Below are 12,517 nucleotides of genomic sequence, written 5' to 3'. Positions count from 1 at the left end.
AGGCAGGCAGGCAGCAAGTACCAGCAGCTGCGTCAGCCGGCGGTAGAGGGCAGCGGGGTCGGGGCGAGGCGGGGGCCCAGGAGGCTGCCGCCGTCCACTACCAGGACCTCGCCGGTGATCCAGGCGGCCGCGTCACTCACCAGGAACAGGGCGGCCGACGCGATGTCGGGGGGCTGGCCGATACGACCGAGCGCCCAGCCGTAGTCGGCCTCAGGGCCGGCGCCCGTCCACAGGTAACGGGCGAAGTCGGTCTGGACCAGGCCGGGCGCGATCGCGTTGACCCGCACGCCGGGTCCCAGCTCGGTCGCCAGGTGGCGCGTCTGGTAGATCAGAGCCGCCTTCGTCATGTCGTAGACGCCGAGCGGCCCGCCGTACTTCAGCCCTCCGATGGAGGCGATGTTCAGCACTGTCCCGCCGTGCTCGCGCAGCCGCGCCCGCCAGGCCGCCTGCGTCCAGACCAGCGGGCCGCGCAGGTTGACCTCGATGGTCTTGTCCAGCCTCGGCAGGTCGATGTCGATCAACGGGCCGGCGTACGGGTTGGTCGCGGCGTTGTTGACCAGGATGTCGAGCCCGCCGAACCGCTCGACCGTCGCGGCCACCGCGGCCTCGGCTCCCTCCGGGCTACCGGCATGAGCCGCGAACACCGCCACCTCGCCGGCCCCCTCGGCATCGGCAAGGTCACCAGAGATCTCCGCGGCTGCTTCCTCCAGCGCGGGCAGCTTGCGGGCGGTCAGCATCACCCGCGCACCGTTCTGGGCCAGCGCCCGCGCGATGGCAAGCCCGATCCCCCGCGACGCGCCGGTGACCAGTGCCACCCGCTCGCCCAACTCCACCCGCATGTTTCCTCCTCTTTCACCGCCAGGACGGCTCCTGTTCAGAGCCAAGAGGAGGATCATCGGACCGACAACCGTCGCGACGCCAGGACCGGCACGAAACGCCACCTGCGCCCGGCGCCCCGGTGGTCGGGCCCGCGACCTGATCGCCGTTGCGCCCTCCGGTGGTCACGATCTGGCCCGCTGGCAACCACGGCAGGGCACAAACGGCGATCATCGGGGGCGAGGGGAGGGGCGACGGCGGCAAAGCATGACGCCGCACCACCAAGGACCAAGGTCAGTCGCGGGGTTTGATCAGGCGCCGACGGAGCCGGAGCCGGTGGCGGTGGGGCCGTTGGGCTCGGCGTAGTCGACGCGCAGGAGGGTGCCGTCGTCGCCGTAGACGGCGGAGGTGACGCTGGCCAGCGCGCACTGGCGGCGGTCAGGGCGGTGGAAGAGGCGGCGACCTTCGAGGGCCCGGCGGGCGGTCCAGACGGGCAGCTGGTGGCTGACCAGCACGATGTGCCGGCCGGAGAAGGCATCGCGCCACTCCGCGGCGGCCCCCAGCATCCGCTCGGCGATCTCGGTGTAGGGCTCGCCCCAGGACGGGCGCAGCGGGTTGCGCAGCACCGACCACATCTTCGGGTCGCGCAGCAGGCGGGGGCTCGCCTCGAACGCCCTGCCCTCGAAGAAGTTGCGGCTCTCGATCAGCCGGTGGTCGGCGAGCACGGGCAGCCGGTGGGCGGCGGCGATCGGCGCGGCGGTCTGCTGGGCGCGCATCAGCGGGCTCGCGACGACAGCCGCGACGTCGAGCCGGGCGAGGAACTCCGCGGTGACCTTCGCCTGCTTCTCCCCCGCCTCCGAGAGCCGGTAGTTCGGCAGCCGGCCGTAGAGGATCTTCTCGGGGTTGAACACCTCGCCGTGGCGGACCAGGTGAACGGTCGTCGTCCCCTGCTCGGCCACCTCCCGGAGCGGCGCCGCATCCGGGACCGTGACAACCGGGGCCGCGGCCTCCGGGGTCACGGCCTCCGGGGTTGGCTCCGCCGCCGCCTCGTTCACGGGGCCACCGCCCCGTGCGCGCCAGCGGCCGGCGGGTCGGCCACCGACGCGGCGGCGCGGGCGGCGGCGGGGGCCGCGTCGGCGATGCGGTTGACGGCGTCGTCGTCGTGGGCGGCGGAGACGAACCAGGCCTCGAAGGCGGACGGCGGCAGGTAGATGCCAGCGTCGAGCATGCTGTGGAAGAAGGCCGCGTAGCGGGCGGTGTGCTGGGCGGCGGCACCCGCGTAGTCGATGACGGCGGCGGCGTCGGTGAAGAAGAAGCTGAACAGGTTGCCAGCGCTGGCCGGCAGGTGCGCGACGCCGGCCTCGGTCAGGGCGGTGGACACGATCCCGGCGACGTCGGCRGCGCGGGCGTCGACGGTGGCGTAGACCTCGTCCGTACAGGCCCGCAACGTGGCCAGCCCCGCGGCGACGGCCAGCGGGTTCCCGGACAGGGTGCCGGCCTGGTAGACGGGGCCGGCCGGCGCCAGCCGGGCCATCACGTCGGCCCGGCCGCCGAAGGCCGCGGCGGGCAGCCCACCGCCCATGACCTTGCCGAAGGTGAACAGGTCGGGCGCCCAGCCCTCGGCCACGCCTTCCAGGCCCCACCAGCCGGCGCGGGAGACCCGGAAGCCCGTCATGACCTCGTCGAAGATGAACAACGCCCCGTGCTGGTCGCACAGCCGGCGAAGGCCGGCGTTGAAGCCAGGCAGGGGTGGGACGACACCCATGTTCGCCGCCACCGCCTCGGTGATCACCGCCGCGATCGTGTCGCCGTGCTCCGAGAACGCGGCCTCGACCAGGGCGAGGTCGTTGTAGGGCAGGACGATGGTGTCGGCGGTGGCCGCGCCGGTCACCCCGGGGGTGTCGGGCAGGCCGAGGGTGGCGATGCCCGAGCCCGCGGCGGCCAGCAGGGCGTCGACGTGGCCGTGGTAGCAGCCGGCGAACTTCACGATCTTCGACCGACCGGTGAACCCGCGGGCCAGCCGGATCGCGCTCATCGTCGCCTCGGTGCCGGAGTTGACCAGGCGGACCTGCTCCAACGGGGCGACCCGGTCGACGAGCGTCTCGGCGAGCTCGACCTCGCCGGGGGTCGGGGTGCCGAAGCTGGTGCCGCTGGCGGCGGCGCGGTGCAGCGCGTCGACGACGTCCGGGTGCGCGTGGCCGAGGATCATCGGCCCCCACGAGCAGACCAGGTCGACATAGTGCCGGCCGTCCGCGTCCGTCAGATAGGCACCCTTGCCGGACACCATGAACCGCGGCACGCCCCCGACCGCCCGGAACGCCCGGACCGGGGAGTTGACGCCGCCAGGAGTGACCCGCCCGGCGCGGGCGAACAGATGCTCGGAAGCCGGTGCCGCGGACGGGGTCACCGCGGCGGCCGCTGGAACGTGCATGCCCCGATCCTCGCAGGTCCGTCGGGCATGGCTCGCGACCCGCTCGCCATTGAGTCCTTTCCCTCGATGGTTGGCCCCTCGGCGGTCGACCCCGATGGTCCGGTCCGCGATAGTGACAGGCGCCGCACATCGCGCCAACCACCGCCCGCGCCCCGGCGTAGCTCGCTCGCGCCCCGCGGGCAGGACGATCGGAGTCGCCATGCGCATCGGGATCCTGCTATCGGCCACGGACGAGCCGGACGCGCTCACGAAGATGCGCGACACGCTGGCCCGCGCCGCCGACGAGGGGTTCACCTCGGCCTGGCTGTCGAACATCTTCGGCCTGGACGCGCTGACGACGCTGGCCGTCGTCGGCAGCCAGGTGCCCGGGATCGAGGTGGGCACGGCGGTGGTGCCGACATACCCGCGTCATCCGGTCGCACTCGCGCAGCAGGCACTGACGACGGCGCTCGCGACCGGTGGCCGGCTCACCCTTGGCATCGGCCTGTCACACAAGATCGTGATCGAGGACATGCTCGGTTACAGCTTCGAGCGCCCGGTCCGCCACATGTCGGAGTACCTGTCCGCGCTGGTGCCGTTGCTCGCCGGCGAGTCCGTGGACGTGAAGGGCGAGACGCTGCGGGCCGCGGCCAGGCTCTCGACACCCCGGCTCGGGCGGGTGCCCGTGCTGGTCGCGGCCCTCGGGCCGGCGATGCTGCGGCTGGCGGGCGAGCGCGCCGACGGCACCGTGCTGTGGATGACCGGGCCCGCGACCGTGCGCGACCACATCGCGCCGACGATCCGGGCGGCGGCCGAGGCGGCCGGCCGCCCTGAGCCCCGGGTGGTCGCCTCCCTGCCGGTCTGCGTCACCGACGACCCGGCCACCGCCCACGCCCAGGCCGGCAAGATCTTCGCGATCTATGGCAACCTGCCGTCGTACCGGGCGATGCTCGACCGGGAGGGCGCCGCCGGGCCCGCCGACGTCGCGCTCATCGGCGACGAGGACACCGTCTCGGCCCGGATCGCCGAGCTCGCGTCCGCCGGGACGACCGACTTCATCGCCAACGTGTTCGCCGCCCCCGGCACCGCCGAGGAGCGACGCACCCATGCCCTGCTGAGCGGCCTCACCAGCGCCAGCTGAGCGGCGCCGTCAGGAACCGGCGTCGTGGATGCCGGCGTCGTGGATGGCCGAGAAGCCGTCGTCGCCGCCGAAACCGGCGTCGGCGTGGCCGGCCTCGTGGGTCCAGACCTCCTCGTGGCCGGCGTGGACGTGGTGGTCGTCGGCCGCCTCGGCTGTGCTCGTCTCGGCGAACAGCTGGTGGGCGGCCTGGCCGGACGCCTCCCCCAGGTGGTCCGTCTCATGGCCGGCGTCCACGGTCCCGGCGTGGCCGCCGGCGGCCAGCCGATGGCTGGAGTCGGCGTCCCACCCGGCGTCCCAGCCATTCCCCCAACCAGCGCCCCAGGCGTCGGCGTGCCCGTGGGCGCCCGCCCCGCCGGCATCCCCACCGGCGTCCGCGCCGGCGTGCGCGTTGGCCATGGCGTCCGCGTGGCCACCCGAGCCGGCGTCCGAGCCGGCGTCCGGGTGGCCGTCGTGGTGCGGATCGGCGGGCGCGTCCTGGTGAGCGTGGGAGTCCGCGCCCGAGCCCGAGTCATCGCCGAAGAACGCGTCGATGGCCGTCGCCGCGGCGAGGCCGGCGACCACACCGCCCGCGGCCAGGGCGGCGACCACACCGCCGGCCAGCAGCCCGCCGCCGCCGGTGGCGGCACCGCGGGGCGTTCGCCAGGTCGTGTCGTCGGGCCGGCCGGTGTACATGCCCGTGTAGACCCGAGCACGGTCGAACTGGCTCGCAAAGATGGACATGGCGGCTCCCTCGCGGCTCGGGCTCGGGTAAGGGATCGGGCTCGGGTAGGGAATCAGAAGTCGACGAACCGGGGGGTGCTGACCGAGTCGCGCGCGACCCGAAGGTGGTGCGCGATCTCGCCCCGGGTGAGCCGGATACCGCTGTTGGCCGGGTAGCGACGCAGCACGTCGAGCCGGGCGAGCCGCCGGGCGACGCCGCCCATCGCGGCCCCCCGCGCCGTCGGCGCCGCCCGCCGCAGCTCCTCGGCGAGCTGGCGGGCGGTCTCCCAGCGCAGCGCGAACAGGTTCTCGGTCAGGACGTAGCCGAGCACCGGGATCGTGGCGGTGACCAGTGTGTTCCACCGGTCGAGGGCGCTCGCCCAGCCGCTCGCCGCCTGGGTGCTCATCAGCGCGGACCGCTGCGCCCGCTGGTTGTACTGGCTGAATGCCTGGGTCGCGCCGGAGACCAGGAACACCGGGTTCAGCAGTGCCGCTCCGAGCGCGACGGCGGCGCCCGCGTAGTTGGCCTTCGGCAGCGCGGACGGGTCCAGGTCCATCAGGCGCTGCACCTGTGCCGACAGCGCTCCGGTCTCGGCGGCCGCGCGCTGGGCCGGGGCGAGCGCCGCGCGCAGCCGGGTCTCGTGCGCCTTCAGCCACTCCGGCTCCGGCCGGCCGCCGGTGACCGGAGCCAGCAGCAACCCGTCGCGGTGGCGGATGAAGGCGGGCAGGACCGAGCCGACCTGGTCGAGGTGACGCCGCAGCTCGTCGAGGCCCTCCGACAGCGCGGCGGCGGTGCGCAGCCGGCCCTCGTCGTCCGCCGGCAGCGCCACCTGGTCGGCGAGGCCGCCCGCGGCCGCGTCGCCGAGCAGGGCGGCGTGCAGCTCGTAGAACGGGCCGAAGATCGTATAGAGGAAGTAGTCGTCCTCGAGGCCCGCGGCCGCCCGCAGCATGTCGGGGAGGTGCCGTGGGTCCTCGGTGGCGTAGTTACCGGCGGCGATGTCCGTGTGCAGCGCCCGGACCAGCTCCAGCGGGCCGACGACCGTGACGTCCTCGCCCTCGGCCGCCACCCGCAGGCTGGCGCGCGCCGCGTCGGCCGCGCCCTCGACGGCCCGGATCGCCGGGAACGGCACCCGCAGGTCGACTCCGGGCCCCTTCACCCGCAGCGCGCCGGCCGCGACCGCGCAGGCCACCGGCCCCCCGTCGGCCAGCTCCGCCGGGTAGGGGCCGACCGCCAGCGTCCGCTCGGCCGCCGCCCGCACGCCGGGATGAGCCGCCACCCGCCCGCCGAACGCCTCCGAGTCGCTTTCGACGACCACCGGGCCATGGTCCGGGTCGAAGATGACGAACCGCTGCGCCGATCCGGCGACCCGCAGCCGGGAGTCGGTCAGCTCGAACCGGGTCAGCGCCGTGGCGCTCTCCCGCGGCTGCAGCTCCAGCACGGTGTCGCCGAGCACGCAGTCCGCCCGGCCGCGCGCCGCGTCACCGCCCAGGCCGCCCGCCCACACCGGGGCGGACGTGCCGATGGCCGTGGGCTCGGCCTCACGCCGCTCGACCCGCGTGGTGGCCAGGAACGCGCCGAGCACGTCCGGCGTGGCCAGGTGCAGCGTCACCCCGGTGAGGAACCGGCCGTCGAGCACGGCACCGCCGCGTACCGCCGCACTCGTGGGACCGGTCGGCTCGACGGCGACCCGGTTGAGCGGCCAGTCGATGATCGACCGCCCCCGGGAACGCAGCTCCAGCCGGCCGTCCTTCACGACGACATAGGCCGTGAGTTCCCCGTCAGGAGGGCCGGAGACACCCGCCGGGCCCTGACCCTGACCCTGGGCAGAGCTCTGGCCCTGGCCCGCGGACGCGCCCCGGGCGGCCGCCGCGACCTTGGCGGCGGCGCCCTTGACGGAGGCCGTGGACAGCGCGCCGGGGGCGGCCGTCCCCGGGGGTGGGGTCACGGCGGTCGGGGGCGGGGTGACGCCGCCGGTGGCGTCGGCATTCGCGGACTGCTCGTAGTGCGGGGTGACGGAGATGGCGCAGGGGCTGGCGAACGCCGTCGACGACACGTCCGGCAGCAGCCGGCCGAACAGGCCGGTGAGCGCGATGAGCAGCTCCGGCGGCAGCGGGGTGACGGTCGCGGCCTGGTAGGTCCGCCCGTCGGGGAACGCGACGTCGACGGCGAGTCGGGTACCGCCCTCGAACAGCTCGACGGTCGCGACCGGGTCGAAGGCCGGCTCCAGCGTGCTCAGGACGGCGGCGCCGAACCCACCGGTGTCGTGCACGTACACCGCAGGCAGGTCGGTGAGCAGCAGCTGACGGCTGCCCATCATCGAGAAGCCGCTGGTCCGCCCCTCCCGCAGCGGGCACCAGGCGCTGTCGAACACCACCCGGCCCCGCACCTGTGCCCAGTGCGCCGGCACCGGCGCTGGCGCCGGCGCTGGACCGCCTCGCGGCGCGGGACCCGGAGGTGCCGGAGTCGGCGGCCTGACGACGGTGGGCGAGGTGACAGCGAAGGGGGCCATCGGAGGTCCCATGACGGACTCGGGCACGGGAGCCGTCATGCCGGCGATGGGTGGCCCAGCGATGGGTGGCCCAGCGAACGGCGGACCGACGAACGGCGGACCCACGAGCGGAGGGCCAGCGGGTGGCGGACCGACAGGGGGCGGACCGACAGGGGGCGGCGGGGCGGCCTGGACCGGGCCCTCGCGGACCTCCCCGATCGGCTTCGCCGATCCGGCAGGGACCCCGGGGTCGGGGGCGGTCCGCGGCCAGTTCCAGTCCGTCGGCTGGCCGCCCTGATGGGGATCGCCGGGATTGCTGCTCACGTGGATTCGCCGCCCCCAGGTAGGACGTCACCGACCGCCCGGGCCGCGCGCCGGCCTGCCGATCGGATGCCAGCGGCCGGGCGCGCCAGGGTCGTGACCTTTCCTGGAAAGTACCGGCTCACCCGACCTCATGCACGGGCCGGTTACGAGCCGCCACTATCGGGGGTCGTGGCCGGTGCCGGGCGCGGTGGGTTCCGGGTCCTCGTCGCGGACCTCCCCCATCGCTGACCTCCCAGCAGACCTCCCAGATCGGCTTCGCCGATCCGGCAGGGACCCCGGGCTTCGCCGATCCGGCAGGGACCCCGGGCTTTGCCGATCCGGCAGGGACCCAGCCGCCGATTGGGGAGGAACCCCGGGGGCGCGCTGGCCGACGACGGCGCCGGGGGCCTGGCTCGAGGCGGCCGCGCCGCGGTCGCGGGTGGGTGGCTGCGCGGGGAGGAGAAGCCGGCGCAGCGCGTCGACCTGGTCGGCGGCGAGATCCGTGGCCCGGGTGGGCGCCGCGGCCGCGGCGGCGGACACGTCGGCGGCGGGCTCGCCAGCCGGATCGGCGGCCTGGGCGGCGGCCGGGGCGCCGTAGGTGCGGCCCTTCCAGGCGGCGCCGCGGCCGGCGAGGTGGCGGCGGGCCGAGTCGACGGTCATCGCCAGGTAGAGCATCGCCGTCACCGGCAGCAGCAGCGCGGCGGGCGGTGGCTGGCGGTAGTAGCGGATCATCGGCAGGTAGGTTCCGGCGAGCACCAGCCAGCCGGCCGCTCCGAGCGCCGCCAGCACCGGGTCACCGGCCGCGAGTCCCGTCACCGTCGCCACCACCGGTACGGCGAACAGCAGCAGCATGCCGACGGCGGTCCCGACGAGCAGCGCCACCGAGTGCCGCAGCTGGGTGAAGGCGCTGCGGGCGACCATGTTCCACAGGTCCGCGAGCGCCGGGTATGGCCGCACGCTGTCGACCCGGTCGGCAAGGCCGAGCCATGTCCGCCCACCGGCCTTCTTGACCAGCCGGGCGATCGCGACGTCGTCGATGACCGCGCCGCGCACGACGGCGAGCCCACCCGCGTCCCGCAGCAGCCGCCGACGGACGAGAGAGCAACCGCCCGCCGCCGCCGCGATCGCCGACCGCGGCCGGTTCGACCAGCGGAACGGGTAGAGCATCGCGAAGAAGTACACGAAGGCCGGGACGATGAGTCGCTCCCAGCGAGTGGTGACGTTCAGCCGGGCCATCTGGGAGACCATGTCGAGCCGGTGCGTCATCGCCGCCTCGACGAGCGCCCGCAGCGACCCTGGCCGATGCGCGATGTCGGCGTCGGTGAGCAGCACGAACTCGGCCTCGCCCGCGAACTCCACGCCGTGCTGAAGTGCCCAGAGCTTGCCGGTCCAGCCGGGCGGCGGCGGGGTGGACGCGAGCACGGTGAGCCCGACGCCACCGAGCGCGGTGGGGTCGCCGGCGTCGCGCGCCGCGGCCCGGCGGGCCAGCTCCCGCGCGGCGAGGTCACGGGCGACCTCGGCGGTGCCGTCGGTGCTCGCGTCGTCGACGAGCACCAACGTCACCGGGCCGGGATAGTCCTGGGCGAGCAGGGTCGGCAGGGTCACCGGCAGCACGGCCGCCTCCTCCCTGGCGGGGACGACGATCGCGACCGCGGGCCACTGCGCCGGCGTGCGCCGGGACGGCAGGCGCTGGTCGGTCCGCCAGTACCCACCCCAGCAGGTCACGAGCGACACCCAGGAGGCCAGCGCGACGATCGCTACGCCCGTCAGCACCGTCAGAACCGTCTGTTCAGTCACCCTCCGTAGCGTGCCACGCGTGCCCGGTTACCGCTCGACCACGCCTCCGTCAGTTGTTAAGGCGACCGGGTATCTCCTCAGCGCACAACGACCGAGCTGGCGCGGAGGCGCGCCTCGCGGAGGCCCGACCCCCGAGCGCAGCGAAGTGCCACCTGTATGGGCGCTGTGCTCTTCGGTTTGGTGACGTTCAGCGGCGGGTGACCGTGCGGCGCGGAGGCGCGCCTCGCGGAGGCCCGACCCACGAGCGAAGCGAGGTGGGCCGGGCCGCAGCGAGGTCGCCGGAGCGCCCGTGAGCGGAGGAGGACACCGCGCGGAGGTCCCTCGGGAGCGAAGCGAGTGAGGGGCCGGAGCGCGGTGCCCGCACGGAGCGAACCAATGTCACAGCGAACGGAGGTACCCACGGAAGGCGCGAACCGTGACCGCCGAGGCGAGGCCGGCCAGCGAGAAGAGCACGAGGAAGTACCCCAGTACGGACATCCAGTCGGGATGTGCCTCGAGGGCGGTCCGTGAGCCGGTAACTGCCCAGTTCGCCGGGTTGTAGGCGGACGCCACGCGGATCCAGCCGGGCAGCAGGTGCGTGGGCATCATCGCGCTCGACAGGAACGTCAGGGGCAGCACCAGCAGGTTCGCCGCCGCGATCAGTGCCTCCCGTCGACGCACCACCAGCGCGAGCGCCCCCGACAGCGCCGTCACCACCGAGCCCAGGGTGACCGCCAGGACGATCATCACCAGTACTCCGGCGATACCGGAGTGGAAGCTGGCACCCAGCGCCCAGCCGAGCAGCACCACCAGCGTCACCTGCACGGCGACGAGCAGCGCCTGGTAGACGAGCATGCTGCCGACCATCGTCCAGCGCCTGGTCGGCGAGGCGAGCAGTCGCTCCATCACCCCGCTCTCCATGTCGTCGATGAACCGAATCCCCGACCAGCCGGCCGAGAACAGCACGCTCATCGTCGCCACGCCGGGGGTCAGGTAGTCGATGTAGTTCGTGGCGCCGAACCCCGGGATCGCCGCCACGCCGTGGAACAACGACCCGAACAGCGGCAGCCAGACCACCGCCTGCACCAGCGTGATCGCGAGGAACGCCGGATGGCGCAGCATCGCGCGCACCATGCGTGCGGTGAGCRCGCCGAACTGCCGCCACCCGGCGGGGTAGGGGGCGCCACTCTCGAACACGCCGACCGGGGCCGCCGCGAACTCGACCGGGAAGCCCGACGATGCGTTGGCCGGTACTGCTGGCACGTTCGCCGGTACTGCCGGCACGTTCACCGGGACCGCCGACGCGTTCACCGGGACCGCCGACGCGTTCGCCGGGACCGCCGGTGGACTCGCCGGGATGTCAGACGGATCCCGGGGGACGCCCACCATGGCCGGCTCCGGCTGGTCCGGGAGCCGCTCCGCCGCCGTCGCCATCAGGCCACCTCCTCGCTCTGACCGAGCCGGTGACCGACGTGGCGCAGGTAGACGTCGTCCAGGGACGGCCGCGCCACGGTGGCCGCCATGACGGACAGGCCGGCGCCGTCCACGGCCGCGAAGATCGCTGGCAGTTTCGCGGCGCCCTCGTTCACCCGGGTCCGCACCGCGCGGCCGTCGAACACCACCTCCACCACGCCCGGCAGGGCCGCGAGCCGAGCGTGCAGGTCCGCGGCCTGCGGGGCGGTCGGCTCGGCGGCCAGGTCGACGTCGACGGCGTCACCGCGCAGCTCGCTCTTGAGCTCGTTGGGGGTGCCTTCGACGACCACCCGGCCGCTGTCGACGATCGCGACCCTGGTGGCGAGCCGGTCGGCCTCTTCCAGGTAGTGGGTGGTGAGCAGGATCGACAGCCCGTCGGCGATAAGCGTCGCGATCTCGTCCCACATCACCGCCCGCGCGTGCGGGTCGAGACCCGTCGTCGGCTCGTCGAGGAAGAGCACGGCCGGGCGCTGTACGAGGCCGATCGCCACGTCGAGACGGCGCAGCATGCCGCCGGAGTAGGTGCGGGCCAGCCGGTCGGCCGCGCCGGTGAGGTCGAAGCGCTCGAGCAGGTCACCCGCGCGCCGGGCGAGCTGGGCGCCGCCGAGGCCGTAGAGCCGGCCCTGCAGCAGCAGGTTCTCCCGGCCCGTGGCGTCGAGGTCGGCGCTGGTCTTCTGCGACACGATCCCGATCGCGCGGCGGACCTCCCACGGGCTGCGCAGCAGGTCGTGGCCGGCGACGACGGCCGACCCGCTGTCCGGCCGGGAAAGCGTGGCGAGCATCCGCACCATGGTCGACTTGCCGGCGCCGTTCGGGCCGAGCAGGCCGAAGATCGTGCCTGCGGGAACGCGCAGGCTCACGCCGCGAACAGCCTCAATCCGCGGATCACCACGCCGACGCCCGCGGTAGGTCTTGACCAGGTCGCGCGCGTCGATCGCCCATACCGGCTCGGCACCCCCGGCGACGAGAGGCTCGACCGCCGCCCCGCCTTCGGCACCGGACAGATCACCAGCCCCGGACACGTCATCAATCCTGGACGCGCCGAGCTCCGCTGTCCCCCCAACTTCGGCGGGAGGATGCTCCTCACCCTCGGCCGTGTCAGGCTCCGCCGCCGCCTCGCCGCCGGCGGGAGTCTCCTCGTCGCCTTCGGTCACAGCAGGGCCCGCTGCCTCGCCTTCGTCGGCGGCGGGTGGCTCCGGCTCAGGTGCCGAACCGGGTAGTTCCGTCGGTGACGCGGGTCTGCGCGCCGGATGCGTCGTGGTCATGCCGCGTCTTGGTGATCCTCCGCTCGGCGGACCAGCCCAACGGCCGGCCCGGCGCCCCCTGATCGGCGCGGGCAGCGGCCCGCTCCGTGGATCCGATGCGGGTCGCGGCAGACCGGCGCCGCGGTCGATGCCGAGACGCCGGTCT

Annotated in this window: 9 protein-coding genes; 1 reads left to right on the top strand and 8 read right to left on the bottom strand. The window is 74.4% G+C overall.

The window, feature by feature from the left end:
• Nucleotides 1–32: 32 nt before the first annotated feature.
• The 3 genes from BCD49_RS01855 to hemL form a co-directional block, all read right to left on the bottom strand.
• The gene (locus BCD49_RS01855; protein WP_007516825.1) at nt 33–839 is read right to left on the bottom strand and encodes an SDR family oxidoreductase; all 807 of its coding nucleotides are present in this window, start codon (nt 837–839) and stop codon (nt 33–35) included.
• A 288-nt stretch (nt 840–1,127) separates the two neighbouring features.
• Entirely contained in the window at nt 1,128–1,775 is a 648-nt protein-coding gene (locus tag BCD49_RS01850) for a histidine phosphatase family protein (RefSeq protein ID WP_027140176.1), read from the bottom strand.
• A 92-nt stretch (nt 1,776–1,867) separates the two neighbouring features.
• Nucleotides 1,868–3,247 (bottom strand): glutamate-1-semialdehyde 2,1-aminomutase, encoded by a 1,380-nt coding sequence (gene hemL, locus BCD49_RS01845; protein WP_007516828.1) that lies wholly within the window; start codon nt 3,245–3,247, stop codon nt 1,868–1,870.
• 199 nt (nt 3,248–3,446) lie between these two features.
• On the opposite strand from hemL, the gene BCD49_RS01840 reads away from it, so the two are divergent.
• On the top strand, nt 3,447–4,367 hold the full coding sequence (locus tag BCD49_RS01840) for an LLM class F420-dependent oxidoreductase (RefSeq protein WP_007516829.1): 921 nt from the start codon (nt 3,447–3,449) through the stop codon (nt 4,365–4,367).
• A 9-nt stretch (nt 4,368–4,376) separates the two neighbouring features.
• Here BCD49_RS01840 and BCD49_RS01835 read toward each other — a convergent pair whose 3' ends face one another.
• The 5 genes from BCD49_RS01835 to BCD49_RS01815 all read right to left on the bottom strand — a co-directional run bounded on the left by BCD49_RS01835 (nt 4,377) and on the right by BCD49_RS01815 (nt 12,261).
• A complete protein-coding gene (locus tag BCD49_RS01835; protein WP_007516831.1) occupies nt 4,377–5,087 on the bottom strand; it encodes a hypothetical protein in 711 nt (236 codons plus the stop codon).
• A gap of 53 nt (nt 5,088–5,140) precedes the next feature.
• Nucleotides 5,141–7,441, bottom strand: coding sequence for a hypothetical protein (locus tag BCD49_RS01830; RefSeq protein WP_232793892.1), 2,301 nt, complete (start codon nt 7,439–7,441; stop codon nt 5,141–5,143).
• Nucleotides 7,442–8,035: 594 nt separating this feature from the next.
• Nucleotides 8,036–9,631, bottom strand: coding sequence for a glycosyltransferase (locus tag BCD49_RS01825; RefSeq protein ID WP_241832231.1), 1,596 nt, complete (start codon nt 9,629–9,631; stop codon nt 8,036–8,038).
• A gap of 402 nt (nt 9,632–10,033) precedes the next feature.
• Nucleotides 10,034–11,068: an ABC transporter permease gene (locus BCD49_RS01820; RefSeq protein ID WP_083401188.1), complete on the bottom strand. Its 1,035-nt coding sequence runs from the start codon at nt 11,066–11,068 to the stop codon at nt 10,034–10,036.
• Complete coding sequence (locus BCD49_RS01815; RefSeq protein WP_007516841.1) at nt 11,068–12,261, bottom strand: ATP-binding cassette domain-containing protein; 1,194 nt, start codon at nt 12,259–12,261, stop codon at nt 11,068–11,070. Before BCD49_RS01815 ends, BCD49_RS01820 begins: the two co-directional genes overlap by 1 nt.
• Nucleotides 12,262–12,517 lie beyond the last annotated feature (256 nt).

This window comes from Pseudofrankia sp. EUN1h (assembly GCF_001854645.1).
Classification (GTDB): Bacteria; Actinomycetota; Actinomycetes; order Frankiales; family Frankiaceae; genus Pseudofrankia; species Pseudofrankia saprophytica.
The sequence above is the reverse complement of the archived record's forward strand: the minus strand, read 5'-3'. Positions and strand labels throughout refer to the sequence as shown.